Origin of the sequence: Streptomyces albidicamelliae (genome assembly GCF_025642175.1) — a bacterium.
GTDB classification, from domain to species: Bacteria; Actinomycetota; Actinomycetes; order Streptomycetales; family Streptomycetaceae; genus Streptomyces; species Streptomyces albidocamelliae.
Genome location: NZ_CP106795.1, coordinates 731,110 through 752,588 on the forward strand (window position 1 = coordinate 731,110; position 21,479 = coordinate 752,588).

Sequence of the window (21,479 nt, forward strand, 5' to 3'; positions counted from 1 at the left end):
GAGGCACCCAATTTCAGATGATTCGATGGTTTCCGAGGGGCTTCGCCCACGCGTACTCGCCTGCAGCTCGTTGAAAGTCGTCTTACATCTATCGCCATGTAGGTCCTGCTTGTATGTTCCAGTACTCGCGGTGCGTGCCAACTCGGCATCCCTGTGCGCGAGTTCCGAACCCGAGCGACACCGCGGCCAACCGCGGAGCCCACCCCCGCAAACCTGGAGGACACGTGACCGGACCTTTGCCGCGCAGACTCGCGACCCCCGTCGCGGTCACGCTCCTGGCGCTCACCGCCATGCTCACAACCGAGGAACCCGCTCATGCGGCTGCGGACCGCGTGCGGCTCGGAAGCGCCTCGGACGTCACTCGCCCCAGCTGGCAGGGCCCCGCCTTCACGATGAACGGCGACGGCGGCGTCGTACCGGACACCATGACCAGGGCCATCGACGCCATCCGCGGCTCCACTGGAGACCTCGACGTCGTCGTCCTCGCCGGGTCAGCGCCCACCTCCGGCAGCGCGACCCCCGAGTGCGACACCGTCATGGCCCTCGCAGGTGTGAATTCCTGTACGACGTGGACCCTCAGCACCGCGTCGGACGCCGGCAACGCCCAGCTCAACGCGGACGTCCGCAACGCGGAATTCGTGTACTTCGCCGGCGGTGACCAATGTCGTTACTCCGCCTGGAAGGGCACGCCGCTGGAGGCATCGGTCGAATCCGTGGTCGCCAAGGGCGGCGGCTCCGGCGGCGGCAGCGCCGGCACACACATCAACAGCTCCATCGTCTACGACGCCTGCAAGGGGAGCGTCACCAGCGCGGAAGCACTGACCGCGCCGTACAGGTCCACCGTCACGTTCACCACAGGCATGTTCAACTGGCCCAACTACGCCAACACCGTCAACGACTCCCACTTCGTCACCCGCGACCGCATGGGCCGCACCATGGCCTTCGTGGCACGGGCCATCAAGGACGGACTCACCACCAACGGCGCAGCGTGGGGAGTCGGCGTCGAGCAGGGCGGCGGCTCCCTGTTCATCGACAAGAACGGCCTGGCCACCGAGTACGGCCAGAGCGCCTACATCGTTCTCGGCGACCACCAGCCCGAGCAGGCCACCCCGGGCAAGGCGCTGACGTTCTCCAACTACAAGATCTGGCGCCTGGCGCCTGGCTCCACCTTCGACTTCCGAAACCGCCCGAGCTGCGGCTACTACCGGCGCAGCGTCACCAACGGCACAGCCGACGCCAACCTCTACAACGGCACCGCCGAATCATGCGGGCCGACGGGCGGCGCCGGCCTTGGCGAGACGGAGCCCAACGACTCACGCAGCAGCGCCAACGACGTCACAGCCCTGACCTCGCCCCTCACCATGACCGGCAGCATGCAGTCCTCCATCGACCGCGACTACTTCAAGTTCAGCCTGAACTCCGGGCAGAGCGGCTCCATCCAGTGCGCCATCCCGTCCAGTTACGACGCCGACCTGTACCTCCTCGACGCGAACGGCAGCACCCAGGCACGCTCTGTCAACAACGGAGCCGGCGCTGCGGAGTCCCTCTCCTTCACCCGCACGGCATCCGGCGCCGCAAGCTATTACGTCGACTTGCAGGCGTACAGCGGCTCCGGCCCCGAGACCTACACCTGCACCCTCACCAAGAGCTGACCCGCGGCACCCCGACAACCGCAGCCGGTCGACCGGCCGGCTGAGAGAGGAGCAGTACCAACGGCCGGCCATCACTGCCGACCAACTCACCGCCCCCGGCTGGGAAGCGTAACCACGAGTTCCCGTGCCTCGGCGCACCCCATGCGACTCCGTCCACCTCACTGTTTTCGACAGGGTGGGTTGGGCTGTTCGGCCGCGTCACTCTGTGCACGTTGATCACGGTCGTGTCAGGAGACGGCGCCGCCCTGCTGAGGGGACTCGACACCAGGGCGCACCGTTGCGCGGGCGCACGGGTACGCACCGTGCGCCCGCCGCGTGCTCGTCACCACCGACCGACTACGGCAACGTCTGCAGAAAACCCGCCAGTTCCGCGTTGAAGCGCTCCGGGTTCTCCATGTTCGGGTAGTGCGCCGCGTCCGGGACCGTCACCGTGCGGGCGCCCGGGACGAGTTCGGTCAGGCGGGCGGCCATGGCGAGGTGGTCGGCGGAGTCCAGGGCGCCGTTGACGGCGATCAGGGGAACCTCGATGCCGGGGACGCGCTCCCAGGTCCGCGTGACGGGCACATGGTGGTCGGGCTCACCCGGAGCGTGCTTGCTCAGGGTGCCGAGGCCCGTCTCCCGGAGCAGGCGCACCACTTGGGGGTCGACGTCGGCCACGTCCCGGTGCGGGCCGGCGGCCCACCTCACGTACGCGTCGGCCCAGCCGGGCAGGTCGCCGGCGGCCAGGGCGGCCTGCTGGGCGCCCGCCACCTCCAGCACCCACGGGTCCTCGAAGACGGGCTCGCTGGTGCCGACCCCGCTGACCACGACCGCGCGGACCAGTTCGGGGTACTCCAGCGCGCAGTCGACGGCGATGCCGCCGCCCATGCAGAGTCCGACGAGCACGGCCGGGGTGGCGTCGAGGCCGCGGAGCAGCGCGGCGAGGTCGTCGACCTGCCGGAAGGGTGCGGTCGCGTTGTCGGAGGCGCCGTGGCCGCGGGCGTCCCAGGCGATGACGCGGTGGCTCGGCGCGAAGGCGCGTATCTGCTCCTCCCACATGCGGTGGTCGGTGAAGCCGCCGTGCAGGAGAACGAGGGGGGTTCCGGAACCGGCCTCGCGGTAGGCGAGGCAGCCGTCGGCGGTCCGGAGCGAACGGACGGGCGTGGAAGCCAGGTCGAGACTCATGACAACCAAGGTGTCATTTTTTGGGCACGTTGGCAACCAAGGTGTCATCCTGGTCCCATGAAGGACGACCGCAGTACCCACGCCGAACCGTCCCGGGACGAGCTGGCCGATCGCCTCACCGAGGTCTTCGACCTGGTCGGGCCGCTCTACCGGCGGGTGCACCGCAAGGTGGAGCAGGCCGCGCCGATCGAGGGTCTGTCGGTCGGTGTGCGCGCGGTGCTCGATCTGCTGCGCACCGGCGGGCCGATGACGGTCCCGCAGATGGGCCGGGCGCAGGCGCTCAGCCGGCAGTTCGTGCAGCGCATGGTGAACGACGCCGCCGCTCAGGGTCTGGTGGAGAGCATCCCTAACCCCGCGCACCGCCGGTCGTCGCTGATCCGGCTCACCGACCCGGGCCTGACGGCGATCGGGGCGGTACGCGACCGCGAGCACGAGCTGCTGCGGAAGGTGGGCGGTGACCTGACCGCGGGGGACGTCGAAGCGTGTCTGCGCGTACTCGGCGCGATGCACGCGCTGTTCGAGGACGTGGACGTGGACTGAGGGTGGGCTGAGGGTGGACCGAAGGGGCTGACCGACGGGGTGGACCGGGAGCCGGCCGACGCCGTTGGTCAGTCGCCGGCGAAGTCGCGGAGCTCCTCCAGGCCGCCGTTGAACCGGTCGTGGTCGCCGACCGTCTTCCCGGTGGAGGTGTACTGCCACATCGTGTACGACGACCAGCCGGAGGGCAGCGTCCCCGGTGCGGAGGCGTAGCGGGCGACCCACAGCGGATTGGTCTTGCCGAAGCCGTCGTGGTCGCCGGTGCAGTCGGTCCACCAGCTGGTGGCCGTGTAGATGACCGCGTCCCTGCCGGTGCGGGCCTTGTAGCGGTTCAGGAAGTCGCGGATCCAGGTGACCATCCCGCTCTTGGACTTGCCGTAGCAGGCGTCGCCGTAGGGGTTCCACTCGATGTCCAGGACGCCGGGCAGGGTCCTGCCGTCCTTGGTCCAGCCGCCGCCGTGGTCGACGAAGTAGTCCGCCTGGGTGGCGCCGCCGGTCGTGTCCGGGGTCGCGAAGTGGTAGGCGCCGCGGACCATGCCGACGTCGTAGGCGCCGTCGTACTGCTGCTTGAAGTAGGGGTTGGTGTAGTAGGTCCCCTCCGACGCCTTCGTGTAGGCCCACTTGGTGCTGCTGTCCCACAGCGTCGGCCAGTCGACGTCGCGCTGGTGACTGGAGACGTCGACACCCTCGGTCTGGGTGGCGCGCGTGGCGGTGAGCGGGGTGTCGGTGCCGGGGGGTGCGTCGGAGTCGTCGCCGGCCCCGTCGTGGGCGAGGACGCCCACGCCCATGTAGGCGCTGCCCCGCACCGGTATCTCCGGGGCGTCGGGGCCGGTGCCGGCCAGGGCGGACGGAGCGGACAGGGCGAGGAGGAGGCCGGTCAGGGCTGCCGTGAGGGCCAGGCGTGAGCGGCTGCGGCGGAGGCGTATGGGTGATCGCACGTGTCCATCTGACCCGGGGTCGGTCGGCACCGCACTCCGGGTTCCGCCCAACGAAGCCATCCTGGAGCGCGTTTGGGCCATCCGGGTGGCTCCGGCCGGCCGGAGGAGGGCACGGGTGCCCGTCCCCGGCCGGCCGTCGCCGGGAGCGGCCGCCGAGGGGCGGCCGCCACCGGGTCAGCCGTCGATGCGGTGCGTGCTCCAGAAGGAGGTGAGGTCCGTGCTCGTGGCGGCCTGGGCGGCCGCCTTGAACTCGGCGGTGGTGGACACGCCGTACCAGTGGGCGGTCGCGTAGTCCTTCAGCAGCTTGGCCATGGCGGTGTCACCGAGGACGCGCCGCAGGTCGTGCAGGGCGCACTTGCCGTAGCCGTAGACGACGGTGGAGTAGCGCGAGGAGTGCGCGTCCCAGTAGGCCATCGGGTTGGTGATCTTCTCGGCGCTGGAGGCCCAGGAGACGCTGCTCCAGCAGCCGGTGCCGGTCTTGCCGAGGGCGAGGTCGGTGGCGTAGTCGGTGAACGCCTCGTCCAGCCAGGGGCTGTTGTACTCGTCGTCACCGACGATGCCGTACCACCACTGGTGGCCGATCTCGTGGGTGAGGGCGGTGGTGCTGACGAGGTCCAGGACGAACCCGGGGTACTCCATCCCACCGAACCAGTAGTTGTTGTCGATGACGGCGTCCAGCTCGCCGTACGGGTAGGCGCCGAAGCGGGCCGCGTGGGCGTCGACGGCGGTCTTCGCGGTGCTGAGCATCGACTGGGCGCTGGAGGAGCTGATGCCGGTGACGGAGTAGATGTTCACCGGGACGCCGCCGGGCGAGGTTCCGGAGATCTTGGTGAAGGGTCCGGCGCCCCAGGCGAAGTCGCGGACCTTGCTCGCGGTGGCCGTGGTGACCGTACGCCCGCTCGTGCCCGGGGTGTCTGTGGAGGTGCCGGTGGCCGGGACGAGCAGGCCGCTCGGGTGGTCGAGGGTCACCTTGAAGTCGGCGGCCAGGGAGTAGAAGGACTCACCGTTGTTGGTGTAGGGGTCCAGGTGCCAGCCGGCGCCGTCGCGGACCGCGAGGACGGGCAGCGCGTTGCCGATGAAGCTGAAGGCGCCGTCGTGGCCGAAGCGGTCGGCGCCGCTCGGCACGGTGATGCCGAGGTCGAAGCCGATCGTGGCGCTCTGGCCCTGGGCGAGCGGGGCCGGCAGGGTGATCTTCAGGGCGGTGCACGCCACCGAGAGGTCGCCGGCGGTGCCGCCGGTGACGTTGCTGACCTTGATCGGCATCGAGCCGCAGGTGCCGTGGTAGTTGTCCCACAGCCGCAGGTAGAGCTCACCGAGCGCGGTGGCGGAGGCGTTGGTGAAGGTCACGTTCTCGTGCCCGGTCCAGACGGTGCCGCTCGTGTCACTGCTCAGGTTCACGGTGTACGAGGGTGCCGCCGGGGTGCGGGTGGAGTCGCCGGGCGGAGGCGTGGTGCCGCCGGAGGTGTCGAGGGCGACGTCGTCCAGGACGAAGCTCGTCTGGAGGCTGGAGTCCTCGGTGCCGGTGAAGGACAGACTGACGGTCTGCCCGGCGTACGACGACACGTCGATCGACTTCTGGACGTAGCCGGTGTTCTTGTCGAGGTTCGAGTAGGTGGCCAGCGTCGTGCTGCCGATCTTGGCCGTCAGATTGTCGTAGGCGACGGACGTGGTCCGCTCGGCCGTGTCGATGTGCAGCCAGAAGGTGAGGGTGGCGGTGCTGCACCCGGCCGGGACGGTGACGCTCTGGGTGAGGGTGTCGGTATGGGTGCTGCCGACTCCGTCCAGCCAGGCGTAGGAGCTGCCGCCGTGGGCGGTCTGCCCGGAACGGCTGGTGACGACGGTGGACGAGGACGCGGTCCACGGTGGAGTACCGCTCTCGAAACCGCCGTTGGTGACCACCTGCGCCGGGGTGCAGGCGGCGGGGGCCGTGTCCGGCCGGGCGGCGGCGGAAGTGCCGGGAAGCACGAGGGCGGCCACCGCGGCGACGGTGAGGGCACCGATGCCGAGGGCCTTGTGGGGGGTCGATCTCACACGCTACTCCTTTGCGGCGGCCGGGATCCCGGCCTGCTCGAAAGCCGCCCGGCCGGCTGGGGTGCGCCGGGGCGGCCGTGGACGGTGCTTGCGCGATCGCAGTGCGGAGGAGCTGCCGCGCCCTCCTGGGGTCAGGGCGGCGGCTGCCGAAAGAGTGACAGATTTGACCGGTCCATGCCAGATGTCTCCGACGGTTCGGCGGGGACGGGAAGCGGAAGGCACACCTGCGGATCGGCCCCGGCCCGGGCGGCGGAACACGCCCAGCCCCACGCGGGGGAACTCCCGCGGCCCCGCGCGGCAGAACTCGCCCGCGTGCCACGGCACGTGGCGCCGCCCCGCCCGACACCGACACCGGCCCCGGCCCCCGTCCCGGCCCCATCGCCCGTGACCCGCTGACCACGAAGAGGCCCAGGCCCGGCGTGCCGCGCCCGGGAGTCCCGGATCCCCGCGCGCTCGCAGCGCGGTGCGGTCCGCCCGGGTGTCGTACGCCGCCGGTCGCGGGCTCGCGGCGTGGAGGGCCGCGACGGTGTGCCGGTGTCCCGCCGGGTGCGTGATCGTGGGACACGCGCAGCGCCGCCGCCCGCCGTTTCGGTGACGGCGGGCGGCGGCCCGGGGCGGAGGGGCTTGCGTCAGCGCGTGCGCAGGGTCATGAAGACCGAGCGCAGGCGGGTGTCCGCCGGGCCGCTCCACCCCGAGGCGACATGGCCGAGGGCTCCCCGCGGCGGCGTCGGCGGGTTCTCGTCGACGGGAACGAGGACCCGGTGGACGTGCAGGGCCGAACCGCCCGGCGCGGGAAGGCGGGTACCCTCCTCGTCGTCCACCGGCTCGGGCGCGAAGCCCGCCGGGGCGAGCGACGCGGCCGTGCCGGAGCGGGTCACCTCGTGGTCGGGGGTGTCGGTGATGCTCTGGGCCATCGCCTGCGCCTCGCCCGCGAGGAGCGACAGCAACTCCGCGACCAGCACCGGGTCGTGGCAGCCGTCGTAGGCCCAGCGCTTGCCCAGCACGCCGTGCTCCATCGTGCCCACCAGGGCGTGCTCGGCACCCTCCAGCGGGGCACCCCGGTAGGTGAGCGGCACCAGGTAGGCGATCCGCTCGGGGCCCGACGTGTCGGTGACCACCATGAACTCGATGCCCACCTCGCCCTCGGGGTCGTCCAGCCGGAAGCCGCCGGACCTCTCCAGCACGGGCGCGTCCGGTCCGCCGCGGTACCAGGGACGGGTGGGCAGCCAGTCGGTGAGCAGCTCGACCTTCGTGGGCTTCACGGTGGTGCGGTGGATCAGGGCCATGCGGCGGTTCCTCCCGTTGCGCTCCTGCGGCGACGCTCAGCCTTCCACACCCTCCCCACCGGACAGCGCGGGGCTCAACCCGGCCCAGGGGTTGGGCGGTTCGCCCGTCACCGGACCGCACACCGCCGCGCCCCGCTCGTGCGCGGTGCGCACGGCGAGCGGGACGAGGACCTCCGGCACGCCGTACACCAGGTGGCAGAACCGGTCCGCCGGATGGCGCGCGGTCCACTCCGGCCGGGTGAACGCCGAGACGTACGTGCTCCAGTGCCCCTCGAAGGTGACGGTCAGGTCCGCGAGCCGGGTGTATCCGGGCGCGGGGTGGACGCCCGGGTTGAGGACCACGGTGCCCACCCCGAGCCGGCGCAGGTCCCGGACCAGGTGCCGGCAGGCGGGCAGCCCGGCCGGGGTCGCGGTGACCCGGTCGAGGAAGCAGCCGTCCGCCGCGTACCAGGCCTGGTGGCGGCGCGCGTCCTCGGTGATCGCCGCCCGGTCCCGTACGCCGTAGTCGGTGTCGACGTAGCCCAGCAGGCGGGCGCCCGCCGCGCGCAGGGACCGGGCGGCCGCCGCGAACGCGGGGTCCGGCGCGGCGCCCGGTCCGCTCGCCGGGTTGAGGACGACCGCGTAGGTACGGGCGGCCGCGGTGATCAGCCGGTGCCAGGCACCGGGATCCTCGGCCGGATGCACGTACAGCGGTATCAACAGGCTCACGCCGCCCGCCCGTTCTCCACCGTGGCCGCCCACAGTGCGTCGAGGGAGTCGTCGAGACCGTGGACGGGCCGCCAGCCGAGCGCCCGTTCGGCGGCGGTGATGTCGGAGCACTGCCACGACACCCGCGCCGACCGCGCCGAGCCGCCCGTGCTCTCCTCCAGCCGTCCCAGGAAGCCGGCCCGCCGCGCGAGGCCGTGCACCAACTCCCGCACGGGGACGGCCACTCCCCCGCCGATGTTGAGCACCGGCGGCAGGTGTCCCGGGGTGGTGACCGCGCGGGCGACCGCCCCCGCGAGGTCGCGTACGTCGACGAAGTCGCGGTACGCGGAGAGGTCCCCCAGCCGCAGCACCGCGCCTGGGTCCGCGCCGGCCGAGCGGAGCAGCAGGGCCATCCGGCCGGGCAGGCTCGCCCTCGGCGCGCCGGCGCCGACCGGGTTGCCGACCCTCAGCACCACGCCGTCCAGGGCGGCGGAGGTCACCGCGAGCGTGCCCGCCAGCTTCGTCGCCCCGTACGGGGTGACCGGCCGGGCCGGTGCGGACTCGGTGACCGGCTCGTCCGGGCTGCCGGGGCCGTACTCGGCGGCCGAGCCGAGATGCACCAGGCGGGCCGTGGGGGCCGCCTCGCGGAGCGCGGCGCAGAGCGCGGCCGGGCCGCGGGCGTTGACCTCGGCCAGGTTCACCGCGTCACCGCCGGTCGCGCCCGCGCAGTTGACCACGGCGTCGGGCGCGGCCGCCGCCAGGGTCCGCACGAGCTGCTCCGGCCGGTCGGTGGCGAGGTCGGCTCGGAACTCGGCGGCGTCGGAGCGGCCGGCGGCGAGGATGCGCGCGCCCGGCAGGGCGCGCAGCCGGTCGGCCACGTGGCGGCCCAGGTATCCGGTGCCGCCCAGGACAAGAATGCGCATGCGGGACTCAGGCTCCCTTGAGCAGCAGGGACTTGCGGCTGGTGAACTCGGCGTTGGCCCGGTCGTAGTCGTCCGGGCGGCCGATGTCGAGCCAGTAGCCGTCGAACTCGTAGGCGTGCGGCGGGTTCTGGGCGCGGAGCAGGTCGAGGACCAGTTCGTCGAAGCCCAGTGGCAGTCCCGGGGTGTAGTCGTCGAGGGTGGTGCGGCTGACGCCGTAGACGCCCATGGAGACGCGGTAGTCCATGCTCGGCTTCTCGGTGAAGGCGACGACCCGGCTCGCGTCGGTGGTGAGGACGCCGAAGTCGATGTGCACCTTGCGCGCGTACGTCGCGATGGTCAGCGGAGCGCCGGACCGTCCGTGCCGGCGCAGGACGTCGGCGTAGTCGAGGTCGGTGAGGACGTCGCCGTTCATGACCAGGAACTCCTCGGGCAGCCGGTCCCGGAGGGTGAGGAGCGGGCCCATCGTGCCGAGGGGGCTCTCCTCGGTGGCGTAGTCGATGCTCATGCCCCACTGCGAGCCGTCGCCGACGTAGGCGCGGATGATCTCGCCGAGGTGGCCTATCGCGATGGTGCAGCGGTCGAATCCGGCCGCCGAGAGCTGGCGCAGCACGATCTCCAGGATGGCGTGCTGGTCGCCGATGGGAACGAGTGGCTTGGGCAGCGCGGTGGTGTAGGGGCGCAGCCGGACGCCCTTGCCTCCTGCCAGGATCACAGCGTGCATGGGGCTCCTCCTTCGTTGACGCAAGGACACGGGGGACGTGCCGGACGGCTCAGATGTTGTAGATGCCGGTCTTGTAGCGGGCCAGGTTGGCCGGGTCGCGGAAGAACTCCACGGTGTGCGCGAGGCCCTGCTCCAGGGTGTGCGCGGGCTGCCAGCCGGTGGCCGCGGACAGCCGGCCGGCGTCGGCGACCAGCCGCATCACCTCGGAGGCGGCCGGACGGATGCGCTCGGGGTCCGCGCGGACGTCGAGGGGCGTGTCCATCACCTTGCCGATCAGCGCGACCAGGTCGCCGACCGAGATCTCGCCGCCCGTACCGGCGTTGAAGGTGCGGCCGACGACCTGGTCGCCGGGCGCGGTGCCGACGGCCAGGAAGGCCCGCGCCGTGTCCTTGACGAAGGTGAAGTCGCGGGTGGGCCTCAGGTCGCCCAGGGTGAGGGTGCGTTCCCCCGCCGCGACCTGGCCGATGACGGTCGGGATGACGGCCCGCATGGACTGACGGGGGCCGTAGGTGTTGAACGGGCGCAGGGTGACCACGGGGGTGCCGAAGCTCGCGTGGTAGCTGTCGGCCAGCCGGTCCCCGCCGGCCTTCGAAGCGGCGTACGGGGACTGGGTGTTGATGGGGTGGTCCTCGGTGATCGGCACGGTCCGCGCGGTGCCGTAGGTCTCGCTGGTCGAGGTGTGCACCAGCCGGGGTGTGCCGAGGGCCCGCACGGCTTCCAGCACGTTGAGGGTGCCGGTGACGTTGGTCTCCACATAGCTGTGCGGGGCCTGGTAGGAGTACGGGATCGCGATCAGGGCGGCCAGGTGGTACGCGGTGTCGGCGCCTTCGAGGAGCCCGCGGACCGAGCCGGGGTCGCGGACGTCGCCGAGGACGATCTCCACCTGGTCGAGGACGTCCGGGGCCAGGGACTCCAGCCAGCCGTAGGAGGAGAAGGAGTTGTACTGGGCCATGGCTCTGACCCGGTGTCCGGAGGCCACGAGGGCCTCGGTGAGGTGGGAGCCGATGAAGCCGTCGGCTCCGGTGACGGCGGCGAGCGGTGCGGAGGTCAACTGACGCGTCCTTACGGTAGGTGTTCTGACGGGGTATCAGGTGTGACGGGCGGGGCGGCCGAGCAGCCGCAGCGCGCACGCCACGAGACAGAGGGCGGCGGCGCCGCAGCACAGGGGCAGTGCGGCGGCCGGGCCCGGTGGCAGGTGCAGCAGCGTGACCGCGCCGGCCGCGCCCGCGGCGGCCAGACAGATCGCCGCCGGTGGCCAGGCGGTTCCGAACGCCTGGAGCAGGAGAGCGGTCCACAGGGTGGCGGCGAGCGGCAGCAGGGCGGCCGGGGTGGCGCCGGTGAGGTGGGCGGCGGGCAGCAGCGGCACGAGGTACGCCAGCAGGCACAGCCCGAGGACGGCCGCCGAGCGCAGCAGGAACCCCACGGGCGTGGTGGCCGCGCGGAGGGCCGCGACGGACAGGCCCCGGTAGCGGTACAGCAGCCATTCCGCCGGTCCCATGCTGACGGTCAGCGCGATCACCGCGTACGGCTCCCGGTGTCCTTCCAGCGCCACGAGCAGCCCGGCGGCCAGCCCGAACAGCCCGTACGGCAGGGACCGCAGCAGCGGCGGCCGCTCACCCTCCGCGGCCGCGGTCGTGAGGGGACCGCGCAGCGCGTGGCCGGTGACGGCGAGCGTGCCACCCAGCGCCAGCAGGGTCAGTCCGGCGCGCGGCAGGGTGCCCGGTTCCCACCAGGGCAGAAGGGCGGCGCCCGCGACGAGCGGGGTGAGGGCGGCGAGCAGCAGCCGCTCCCGGGCCAGCACGAGCAGGACACCGGCCGCCGCGAGGTACAGCGACTGCGCCGCCGCGGCGAGGACGACCGGAACACCGCCCGCGAACGGGACGGCGGTGGCCGTGGCGAGTCCCGCTCCGAGGGGAGCGCCGGTCAGCAGGGTGCGGGCGGCCTCCCGGGGGCCGGTCGTCATCCGCAGGTGGGCGCGGTGGCCGAGGCCCTGCCCCCACGCCCAGGAGACGAGGCCGGCGGCGACGAGCGCGGCGGCGTGCCGCCCGGGGTGCCACAGGGGTGCGGTCAGCAGGTAGGCCAGTCCGGGGAGGGCGAACAGGACGCCGCGCAGCAGGCAGCGGACGTGGTCCGGGCGCCAGGGGTCGGCCGCTCTCGCCGGTTCCGGGAAGGTGCGGGGCACCCGTTCGTGGAGGGCGGTGGCGAGGGAGAACAGGTCGGGGTGGCCGTAGTGCTCCCGTATCCGCTCGGCGGTCAGGCCTTCGGCCTCCAGCAGGGCCGCGACCTCGTAGGGGTGGACGGCGGGGCCGACGCGGTCGGCGAGTTCGGCGGCCAGCCGGCTCACCTCCTCCTCGTCGGGGCCCCGGCCGGGCAGGCGCGGGGTCAGGGTGCGGTCGTCGCGGAGCGCGGGCGGCTCGGCGAGCCGCAGCGCGAGGGTGTCCCGTTCGGGGCCGCCGGGTTCGAGGGCCATGGGTCCGCTCATCCGGCCAGGCTCCCCGCCGCGACCCGGAGGTCCCGCTCCTTGCCGGTGGCCGTGAACGGCTCGGTGTGCGCGGCCAGTTCGAGGTAGATCGAGCGGAAGGTGTCGATGGTCTGCCGCAGGGTGAACTGCTCGATCACGCGCAGCCGGGCCGCCTCCCCCATCGCCCGGCGCCGTTCGCCGGCGCGCAGCAGCTCCAGCGCCGCCGCGGCCATGCGCACGGGGTCGCGGGGCGGTACCACGAGGCCCGTGTCGCCGACGGCCTCCCGTACGCCGCCCACGTCGGTGGAGACCGTCGCCCGGCCGCAGGACATGGCCTCGATCAGGGTGAACGGGAAGCCCTCGCTGATGCTGGAGAGCATCACGACGTTCCCCGCCGCGTAGGCGTCCTTGATGTCGTCGACCCGCCCCTCGAAGGTGACGGCGTCCGCGTGGCCCAACTCGGCCGCCAGCGCCTCGCAGCGCTCGCGGTACGCCTCCCCGCCGCGCGGGGTGCCGCCGAACAGCCGCAGGCGGGCCTCCGGTATCTCGGCGCGTACCAGGCCGAAAGCGCGTACGAGGGTCTCCAGGTCCTTGATCGGGTCGACCCGGCCGGCCCAGCTGAGCGTGGGCACGTCGGGTTCGGGGCCGGCCGCCGGGAACGCCGCGGGGTCCACGCCGTTGTATACGGTGCGGATCGCCTGCGGGTCGGCGCCGCCCTGTTCCTCCCAGAGCCGGTTGTAGCGGTTGCCGGGGGTGATCAGGGCGGCCCGGCGGTAGCTCTCCTCGGCCAGCAGCCGGAAGAAGCCGAGGAGGGCCGCCTTGACCGGCCAGCGGTAGGGGGCGGTGCGGTAGCCGAGGTAGCGCTCGCGCAGGTAGACGCCGTGCTCGGTGAGCAGCAGCGGGACCTCGTACCGGTCCAGTCCGGCGAGGCCGGGCAGGACCGCGACACCGCCGCTGACCGCGTGGGCCACCCCGTGGCGGGGCGGTGGTGCGGCCAGTGGGCGCAGTGCGTGTTCGAGCAGGGCGGTGGTGGTGACCGCGTCGTGCAGGGTGGGCCGGGCCTCGCGGACCGCCAGCCCCGGGCGGTTCCACACGGCGGCGAGGATGGCGACGGCCCGGTCGCCGCGCAGGAACGGGCTGAGCGTGCCGTCGGCTGCGGCCCGGGCCAGGGCGTACAGCGCGGGCCCGAACTCGTCCTCGGTGCGCGGGTCGAGAAGGGCGGTCAGGAAGCGTTCGTAGGCGGCGGCTAGCCGGTTGCGGGAGCGCCCGCGGGGCGGGCGGCCGTCCGGCGGCGGCCCCCACATGGGGACGGTGAGCACGTCGTGGACGTGGGCGGGCAGGTCCCACACGACGGGTTCGCGCCCGGTGCCGGTGACGGCGACGACGTCGAAGTCGAGGTCGGGCATGCCCTGGACGAGTTGGTCGCACCAGACGCTGACGCCGCCGTGGCTGTGCGGATAGGTGCCTTCGGTGAGCAGGGTGACGTGCGCGGCGCCGTGTCGGCGCGCGCCGGGATGAACATGCATGGCTGTTGTGCTCCACGGCCGGGGTGTGGGGTGGTCGTGTGGGCGCCGGCGGCGATCGGGCGGCCGGGGTCCGGGCCTGGGCGTCCCGTGTCGACGGGAGCGACCGGACGGGCCCGGGGATCGGTGCGCTGATCAGTTGTCGGGCGGGTACGGGACCCGTTCGGTCACGCCCGGCGGACCTTCGGTGCGGGTGCCGGGGCGGCGGCCGCCCCGGGGGTGGTCGTGGCGGCCGGCGGCAGGAGGTGGGTGGGCCCGCTGCCGCGCACGGCGGTCCGGCCGGACCGTTCGCCCGGGTGGGCGCGGCCCGGGACGGCCGCGACCTGGTTGCCGCCGGGCAGGACGGCGGAGAGTCGCGTCGGCCTGGTCCGGCCGTCGGTGGTGTCCGTGCGGTGGACGGCGTCGGGGGTGGGGCGGTCGGAGAGCGCGGGGCCGGACCGGGTGGGGTCGGCCGTCGCGTACGGCGTGCCGGCCCCGGGTTCGCCGGCCGTGGCCTCGGGGGCCGGGCCGCCGTCGCGCACCACCGGAACTCCGCGGCCGGGTCGCGGCGCGCCGGTGCCGGCCTGTGCCGGACCGGCCTGGCGGCCGGGTCCGGCGTCGAGCACGCCCACCGTAGGCACGGTGGTGCGTAAGGTCCGCTGCATGCGGTGAAGTCCCCTCCCCGGGCAGGGGTGAGCGCGCTCCCGTGGAACGGGCGCACCCCCTTGCGCGACGCCGGATCCCCCTCAGAAGCCGGTCGTCGACGCATCCGTCGCGTCACATGGTGATGGCTCTGTGTAGCTTTTGTGGGCGTCGGACGAAAGCTGACGGAAAAGTGCAGCTGTCCGGAGGCGTCCCGAAGCGACCCGTAGGGCCTGATTTCCCTCGCCCGGCGAGACGGCCGCGGCGGACGGCGGACGACGAACCGCTGGTCCGGCAGCCGATCGGGGGCCGAGAGGGCAACGCCGTTCCGCAGGACCGGACTTCGGTGATCGACTGCCGGGAACGATGGCCGCGCGAAGGACGATTTTCAGCCACCAATTTACGGAATCAAGCCTTCCGCCGGGCGCCGGGCACGCGCGTCCCGGGCGTGCCGGTTCGACGGGCGACCCGGCCGGGCGGTGGCGGTTCGGGGGGCGAAGGGGGCGGGAGCCGGGCGGGAGGCAAGCGCCCCGCGGCGGGCCGTGCGAACCCTCCGCCGGGAGGCACCCGTCACCCTCCGAACGCGCGTTCCACCTGGACGTCTTCAGGACCGCGCAGGCGTGTCGCCCGCAGCCGGGCGGCGGGGCCGGATGCCACGCGGGCCCCCCGCCGGGCCAACCGGAGCAGGGTGCGGGCGCGGCTTCGCGAGGGCCTGCGAGTGCGGCGGCATCAATGCCGGGGAAGCATGACCGCGTCGGCGGAATGATGGCTACCGGTTGTGCTGTTGGTCGGTTCTTGGCCACAGGACCGCGGTCGGCCGAAAGCACCCCCGGCGCCCTGCTCCCGCCTCCTCGGACATGGCGGTGGGCCGGGGCGGGCCACTGTCGGCCCGCCCCGGCCCACCGGTCGCGAGGTCAGTGCGCCTTGCGGGTGTGCGCCTGTTCGAAGGCGGCGAAGGCGGCCTCCTGGCGCCATTCGAGCCGGGCCTTGGGGCTGTCCATGAGGAGGTGCCGGCAGGCCGCGCCGCGCACGGGCAGGCCCGGGCGTTCCCCACGGCAGGCCGTGACCGGCCGGTAGCCGTCGACGGTGGGGTTGCCCCGCCACAGGTCGGCGCCGGGCAGGAAGCCGTACGCCAGCGAGGCTCGGGCCAGGTCCTTCAGCTCGGGATAGCCGAGCCCGTAGGTACCGGCGGCGTACTGGTACTCGTGGGCGATGTCGATACGGGACACACCGGGGTCGTCGGTGGCGAGGACGACCGGGACGCCGTAGCGGCGGTAGGTGGTGAAGGGGTGGTCGCCGCCCTTGACGCCGAGGATCTGGGCGTTGCTGGAGAAGGGCACCTCGACGGCGATCCGGCGGGCCGCCATGGTGCGCGCGGTCTGCTGCCAGTCGTCCTCGTGGACGAGGTCCACGCCGTGTCCGACGCGGTCGGCGCCGGCGACCCGCACGGCCTCCCGGATGTGGAACCTCAGGTCCTCGGGCTTGACCAGCCCCGGCCACAACTCGCCCGCGTGCAGGCTGACATGGGCCTTCGGGTACTGGGTGCGCAGGTAGCCGACCATGCGCATCTGCAGGCTGTAGTCGCGCAGGGAGCTGTCCCAGTCCTCGGGCTGGACGAGGTTGACCGCGACGAAGCGCGGGTCGGCCTCGGCCAGCCGCATGCCGAGGGCGAGCTGGGTGAAGACGCGTTCCGGCGAACTGCCGCGCGACGCCTGGGAGATCCAGCGGACGACGAGGCCGCAGGCGGGCCGGGCCCGCGAGGTGCCGCAGTGCTCGGCGGCGCGGAACTCGGCGTCGCCGTCGTCGGCCTCCTTGCGGGCGTCGGCGACGAGGTTGTCCAGCCTGCCGCCGGCGAGCAGCTTGCGGTGCAGGGCGGCGAGGTCGGCGTCCCAGCCGACCTCGGCGGCGAGGTTCCTCGCCCCGTCGGAGGCGGGGGTGACCATCGTCTCGAGGTAGAACTGGTTGTCGCGTACGACGGTGTCGGCGACGTTCGCGAGGAGCTTGCCCCGGTGCCGCCAGGTGACCTCGCCGAACTTGCCGAAGGTGTCGAAGAAGTGGTCGTGGCCACTCTGCCCGGGCGGGAAGTCCTCCATGGACCAGGCGCGGACGAGCGCGTCGTGGAAGGCGCGGTCCGTGCGCGCGTCGGCGGCCGGGCGGGTGCCGGGGCCGCAGGGCGGAGCGACGGCGGTCAGGGTGGCGGTGTCGACGCACAGCCCGTCCTCGGCGGCCAGCTCGATCAGGTACTCCGTGGACACCGCGCCGGACAGGTGGTTGTGCAGGTCCCCGCCCTTGGGCAGCTGCCGGAAGAAGTCGCGCAGGGCCGCGGGCCGGTCGTGCACGGACCGGAGGTAGGCGTCGGTGCGCGCCTCCGCGACCGTGACCGGCCGGGGCGCGAGCGCGGCGGGCCGGGCGTCCGGGCGCGCCGGTTGCGCGGCGGCGGGCAGGGCGGACACCAGGGAAAGGACACTGAGGGTGCCGAGCGCGGCGGGAACGACCCGGCGGCGCACGGCACTTCGACGTTGCAGAGTCACAGGGGCATGATCAGGGACGGAGCACCGCCGCATCGTTTCTCCCGGTGGGCGTCGGCCGGAGAGCACCCGACCGGGTGACCTGCGGCTCGGGCGGACAGAGGTACCACCGCCCTCCGCGGCCGACGGCGCCGCATCCCGCGGCCACGGCGCCGCGCGTCCCGGCACCCCGCGCCAGCGGCGGGCCGGCACCCCGCAGCCCCGGCGGCCCAGCACCCCGCAGCCCCGACGGCACCGCACGGCCCCGCACCCCGCGGCCACGGCGGCCCAGCACCCCGCGGCCCCGACGGCACCGCACGGTCCCACGCCCCGCAGCCCCGGCGGCCCAGCGTGGTCCCACGCCCCGGCGGTCCCGCACCTCGCAGCCATGGCGGCCCAGCCGCCGCGCAGCCCCCGGGGGCACCGCGCGGTCCCACGCCCCGCAGCCCCGGCGGCCCAGCACGGTCCCACGCCCCGGCGGTCCCGCACCTCGCAGCCACGGCGGCCCAGCCGCCGCGCAGCCCCCGGGGGCACCGCGCGGTCCCACGCCCCGCAGCCCCGGCGGCCCAGCGCCGCGCAGCCCCCGACGGCACCCCGCAGCCCCGCACCCCGCAGCCCCGGCAGCCCCGCACCGTCCAGGCCCCCGCGAGTACAGGTACTACCAGGGCCCGCGCACCGGCGGACCGGTCGGCTCCCGCCCCTCCGGCCGGCCCCTCGCCCCTCAGACCTCCCAGCCGTCCGGCCCGAGCCCGGCCGAGCGCGCCATCCGGACCGAGCCCACCGCCCGGACCGAGCCCACCGCCCGGACCGAGCCCACGGCTCGGGGCCGAGCCCACCACCAGGAGCCGAACCCACCGTCCGGGGCCGAGCCCACCACCAGGAGCCGAACCCACCGTCCGGGGCCGAGCCCACCACCAGGAGCCGAACCCACCGCCCGGACCGAGCCCACCACCAGGAGCCGAACCCACCGTCCGGACCGAGCCCACCGCTCGGGGCCGAGCCCACCACCGGGAGCCGAGCCCACCGTCCGGGGTCCCGGACCCGTGCGCACCGGCCCGTCACCCGCCGGGCAGGTCCGCGGCGGCGATCCGGTCGGGTCCGGCGGCGTCCAGGACGAGCGGCCGGGACGCGTCCCGGCCGAGGCCGGAGAGGTCCGTGGGATCCGGGATGCATGCGGGACGCGGCCGCGGGTATTCGCGCTGCGACTTCGCACCACGGCGAGGCATGGCAAGACGGCAAGACACCAGGAGGCGGCGCCCATGCTGATGGCACACCCCGCGGTACTCGAGGACCTCATCGCCCAGTACGAGGCCCTGTCACTGCTCGGGGCGAAGGAGAGCACACCGCAGGCGCGGCAGCGGCTCGCGGACATCTCCTACTCGCTGTGCGTCGCCACCGGCACCAAGGACGTGGACATGGCCGTCATCGCGGCCCGCCACCGCCTGTCCGGGGCCCGCCCGGAGGACGACTCCCTGGTCCAGTCGGCCGGCACGGCGGAACCCGCGGCCTGAGCGCACCCGGAGCGGCACACCGGCAGGCACCTGGACCGCCGGTGTGCCGCTCCGTACCGGCGGTCCACCTCCCCGGACCCCCGGTGCGCCGCCCCGCGTCGAACGGGTCGCCGCCTCCCGCCCGTTGACCGACCGCTCCCCCCCGCCGGGTCGCCGCGACCCCCTCGAAGTCGTTGCGTCCCGCTTCTGGTCGGCGGGACCTACCGGACGGTATACAGACCCAGTCGAACGCGCGGGGGCCGCACTCCGGTGCCGCCCGTGCGCGATGTACCGGGCTCAGGGGGAGGATCCATGGCGAACGACACACGTGCGGCGGGCGGGGCGAGAAGCCGGCGGCGGGCCACCGTACTGGGAGCGGCCCTGGGCGGCTGCGCCCTGGTCGCGACCGCCGCGGTGCCGGCCGCCGCGCACCCCGACGGCCACGGCCGGCAGACCGGCTACGTCGCCCTCGGCGACTCCTACACCTCCGGGCCCGGCATTCCGCGGCAGGTGGACACCGACTGCGCCCGCTCCGACCACAACTACCCCTCCCTCGTGGCGGCACAGCGGCGGGTGACGACCTTCACGGACGTCAGCTGCGGCGGCGCCACGACGGCGGAGATGTGGCAGGCGCAGGGCACCAACGGGCCCCAGCTCGACGCGCTGCGGCGGGACACGGACCTGGTCACGCTCCAGATCGGCGGCAACGACGTCGGTTTCGGCTCCATCATCGGCACCTGCGCGCGCCTCGGCGTCCAGGACCCGACGGGCAACCCGTGCGAGCGCTCCTACAAGGCGGCGGGCTACGACCAGTTGGCCCTCGCGGTCCTGCGGACGGCGCCGAAGGTGGACCGGGTGCTGCGGGCCGTGCACGCACGGGCGCCGCACGCGCGGGTGGTCGTCGTCGGCTACCCGGACCTGCTTCCCGACGACGGCAGCGGCTGCTTCCCGCAGGTTCCCTTCGCCCAGAAGGACTTCCCCTACCTGCGGGACACCGAGAAGCGGCTGAACCTGATGCTGCGCGTGGTGGCCGGCGTGAACCGCGCCGAGTACGTCGACACCTACCGCCCCACCGCCGGCCACGACATGTGCAAGGCGCCCGCCGACCGCTGGATCGAACCGCTGCAGCCGGCCTCCCCCGCCGCTCCGGCCCACCCCAACGCCAAGGGTGAGGCGGCGATGGCGACGGCGGTGCTGGACCGGCTGGACGGGGGCCGCGGCCGCGGCTGATGACCGCGCGGCCTCCGTACCCTCGGGACGGAGGCCGCCGCAGGCTCGCTCAGGCGCCGAGCGCCCCCAGCACCACCGCCTGGGCCTCCTCCTGCACCCGGGCGAGGTGCTCGGGGCCGAGGAAGGACTCGGCGTACACCTTGTAGACGTCCTCGGTGCCCGAGGGGCGGGCCGCGAACCAGGCGTTCTCGGTGCTGACCTTGATGCCGCCGATGGCGGCGCCGTTGCCGGGCGCCTCGGTGAGGACGGACGTGACTGCCTCGCCGGCCAGCGTGTCGGCGGTGACCTGGGCCGGTGACAACTTGGCCAGCAGGGCCTTCTGTTCACGGGTCGCGGGGGCGTCGATGCGGGCGTAGGCGGGCTCGCCGAAACGGGTGGTCAGTTCGGCGTAGTGCTCGGACGGGGTGCGGTCGGTCACCGCCGTGATCTCGGAGGCGAGCAGGGCCAGGATGATGCCGTCCTTGTCGGTGGTCCACACCGAGCCGTCCCGGCGGAGGAAGGACGCGCCGGCCGACTCCTCGCCGCCGAAGCCCAGGGCGCCGCTGACGAGTCCGTCCACGAACCACTTGAACCCGACCGGTACTTCCACCAGTTGCCGGCCGAGGTCGGCGGCGACCCGGTCGATCATCGTGGAGGAGACGAGCGTCTTGCCGATGCCCGCCTCGGCGGGCCACCGCTCGCGGTGCCGGTAGAGGTAGGAGATGGCGACGGCGAGGTAGTGGTTGGGGTTCATCAGGCCCGCGTCCGGGGTGACGATGCCGTGCCGGTCGGCGTCCGCGTCGTTGCCGGTGGCGATGCGGAAGCGGTCGCGCTGCTCGATGAGGGAGGCCATCGCGTACGGCGACGAGCAGTCCATGCGGATCTGGCCGTCCCAGTCCAGCGTCATGAACCGCCAGGTGGGGTCGGTGTGCGGGTTGACCACCGTGAGGTCGATGCGGTGCTGCTCGGCGATCCGCCCCCAGTAGGCCACGGAGGCGCCGCCGAGCGGGTCGGCGCCGATGCGGACGCCGGCCGCGCGGATCGCGTCCAGGTCGAGCACGTTCGGCAGGTCTCCGGTGTACGCGCCGAGGAAGTCGTACCGGCCGGTCGTGTCGGCGGCGAGCGCGCGGGTGTACGGCAGGCGGCGCACGTCCTTCAGGCCGCCCGCGATGATCTGGTTGGCGCGGTCCTGGATCCAGGAGGTGGCGTCGGAGGCCGCCGGGCCGCCGCTCGGCGGGTTGTACTTGAACCCTCCGTCGGCCGGTGGGTTGTGCGAGGGGGTGACGACCACCCCGTCCGCCAGACCCGAGGTGCGGCCCCGGTTGTACGTGAGGATCGCGTGCGAGACGGCCGGGGTGGGCGTGTAGCCGTCCTCGCTGTCGACGAGGACGGTGACGCCGTTGGCGGCGAACACCTCCAGCGCGGTGACCTTCGCGGGCTCCGACAGGGCATGGCTGTCGGCACCCAGGAAGAGGGGGCCGTCGGTGCCCTGGTCCGCGCGGTACTCGCAGATGGCCTGGCTGGTGGCGGCGATGTGGTCCTCGTTGAACGCGGTCGCCAGGGAGGAACCCCGGTGCCCCGAGGTACCGAACGCCACCCGCTGGGCCGGGTCGGCCGGGTCCGGGTGCAGGGCGTAGTACGCGGTGACCAGCCGGGCCACGTCGACAAGGTCCTCGGGACCGGCCGGCCGGCCGGCTCGCTCGTGCGGCATGAGTTCCGTTCCTCCGCA

Annotated in this window: 18 protein-coding genes; 4 read left to right on the plus strand and 14 right to left on the minus strand. The window is 73.7% G+C overall.

Annotated features, from left to right (window positions below; all coding sequences use genetic code 11):
* The first annotated feature begins 224 nt into the window (after positions 1-224).
* The gene (locus N8I86_RS03620; RefSeq protein ID WP_263277082.1) at positions 225-1,652 is read left to right on the plus strand and encodes a pre-peptidase C-terminal domain-containing protein; all 1,428 of its coding nucleotides are present in this window, start codon (positions 225-227) and stop codon (positions 1,650-1,652) included.
* A gap of 336 nt (positions 1,653-1,988) precedes the next feature.
* Here N8I86_RS03620 and N8I86_RS03625 read toward each other — a convergent pair whose 3' ends face one another.
* The gene (locus tag N8I86_RS03625; protein WP_073895466.1) at positions 1,989-2,816 is read right to left on the minus strand and encodes an alpha/beta fold hydrolase; all 828 of its coding nucleotides are present in this window, start codon (positions 2,814-2,816) and stop codon (positions 1,989-1,991) included.
* 57 nt (positions 2,817-2,873) lie between these two features.
* Here N8I86_RS03625 and N8I86_RS03630 point away from each other — a divergent pair, with 57 nt between their 5' ends.
* Positions 2,874-3,356: a MarR family winged helix-turn-helix transcriptional regulator gene (locus N8I86_RS03630; protein WP_073895464.1), complete on the plus strand. Its 483-nt coding sequence runs from the start codon at positions 2,874-2,876 to the stop codon at positions 3,354-3,356.
* A gap of 68 nt (positions 3,357-3,424) precedes the next feature.
* Here N8I86_RS03630 and N8I86_RS03635 read toward each other — a convergent pair whose 3' ends face one another.
* The 12 genes from N8I86_RS03635 to N8I86_RS03690 form a co-directional block, all read right to left on the minus strand.
* Positions 3,425-4,279: a lysozyme gene (locus N8I86_RS03635; protein WP_385328317.1), complete on the minus strand. Its 855-nt coding sequence runs from the start codon at positions 4,277-4,279 to the stop codon at positions 3,425-3,427.
* 186 nt (positions 4,280-4,465) lie between these two features.
* A complete protein-coding gene (locus N8I86_RS03640) occupies positions 4,466-6,322 on the minus strand; it encodes a M1 family metallopeptidase (protein WP_263277084.1) in 1,857 nt (618 codons plus the stop codon).
* A gap of 629 nt (positions 6,323-6,951) precedes the next feature.
* The gene (locus tag N8I86_RS03645) at positions 6,952-7,608 is read right to left on the minus strand and encodes a maltokinase N-terminal cap-like domain-containing protein (RefSeq protein ID WP_073895458.1); all 657 of its coding nucleotides are present in this window, start codon (positions 7,606-7,608) and stop codon (positions 6,952-6,954) included.
* Between the two features lie 36 nt (positions 7,609-7,644).
* Complete coding sequence (locus N8I86_RS03650; protein ID WP_263277085.1) at positions 7,645-8,316, minus strand: spherulation-specific family 4 protein; 672 nt, start codon at positions 8,314-8,316, stop codon at positions 7,645-7,647.
* Positions 8,313-9,218: an NAD-dependent epimerase/dehydratase family protein gene (locus tag N8I86_RS03655; protein WP_263277086.1), complete on the minus strand. Its 906-nt coding sequence runs from the start codon at positions 9,216-9,218 to the stop codon at positions 8,313-8,315. Before N8I86_RS03655 ends, N8I86_RS03650 begins: the two co-directional genes overlap by 4 nt.
* Before the next feature lie 7 nt (positions 9,219-9,225).
* Positions 9,226-9,939: a nucleotidyltransferase family protein gene (locus N8I86_RS03660; RefSeq protein ID WP_263277087.1), complete on the minus strand. Its 714-nt coding sequence runs from the start codon at positions 9,937-9,939 to the stop codon at positions 9,226-9,228.
* Positions 9,940-9,988: 49 nt separating this feature from the next.
* On the minus strand, positions 9,989-10,990 hold the full coding sequence (locus N8I86_RS03665; RefSeq protein WP_123439033.1) for a GDP-mannose 4,6-dehydratase: 1,002 nt from the start codon (positions 10,988-10,990) through the stop codon (positions 9,989-9,991).
* Between the two features lie 36 nt (positions 10,991-11,026).
* Positions 11,027-12,421 carry a hypothetical protein gene (locus tag N8I86_RS03670; protein WP_263277088.1) on the minus strand — a complete coding sequence of 465 codons (1,395 nt, stop codon included), beginning with the start codon at positions 12,419-12,421 and terminating at the stop codon, positions 11,027-11,029.
* On the minus strand, positions 12,418-13,926 hold the full coding sequence (gene pelF / locus N8I86_RS03675) for a GT4 family glycosyltransferase PelF (RefSeq protein WP_073895448.1): 1,509 nt from the start codon (positions 13,924-13,926) through the stop codon (positions 12,418-12,420). Before pelF ends, N8I86_RS03670 begins: the two co-directional genes overlap by 4 nt.
* Positions 13,927-14,090: 164 nt before the next feature.
* Positions 14,091-14,567: a hypothetical protein gene (locus N8I86_RS03680; protein WP_263277089.1), complete on the minus strand. Its 477-nt coding sequence runs from the start codon at positions 14,565-14,567 to the stop codon at positions 14,091-14,093.
* Positions 14,568-15,458: 891 nt separating this feature from the next.
* On the minus strand, positions 15,459-17,075 hold the full coding sequence (locus N8I86_RS03685) for an adenosine deaminase family protein (RefSeq protein WP_263277090.1): 1,617 nt from the start codon (positions 17,073-17,075) through the stop codon (positions 15,459-15,461).
* Between the two features lie 1,034 nt (positions 17,076-18,109).
* Positions 18,110-18,277, minus strand: coding sequence for a hypothetical protein (locus N8I86_RS03690; RefSeq protein WP_263277091.1), 168 nt, complete (start codon positions 18,275-18,277; stop codon positions 18,110-18,112).
* A gap of 33 nt (positions 18,278-18,310) precedes the next feature.
* On the opposite strand from N8I86_RS03690, the gene N8I86_RS03695 reads away from it, so the two are divergent.
* Complete coding sequence (locus tag N8I86_RS03695) at positions 18,311-18,562, plus strand: DUF5133 domain-containing protein (protein WP_073895442.1); 252 nt, start codon at positions 18,311-18,313, stop codon at positions 18,560-18,562.
* A gap of 291 nt (positions 18,563-18,853) precedes the next feature.
* Positions 18,854-19,771 carry an SGNH/GDSL hydrolase family protein gene (locus N8I86_RS03700; protein ID WP_263277092.1) on the plus strand — a complete coding sequence of 306 codons (918 nt, stop codon included), beginning with the start codon at positions 18,854-18,856 and terminating at the stop codon, positions 19,769-19,771.
* Positions 19,772-19,820: 49 nt separating this feature from the next.
* On the opposite strand, the gene pgm is transcribed toward N8I86_RS03700, so the two are convergent.
* Complete coding sequence (pgm, locus tag N8I86_RS03705; RefSeq protein WP_073895438.1) at positions 19,821-21,461, minus strand: phosphoglucomutase (alpha-D-glucose-1,6-bisphosphate-dependent); 1,641 nt, start codon at positions 21,459-21,461, stop codon at positions 19,821-19,823.
* Positions 21,462-21,479 lie beyond the last annotated feature (18 nt).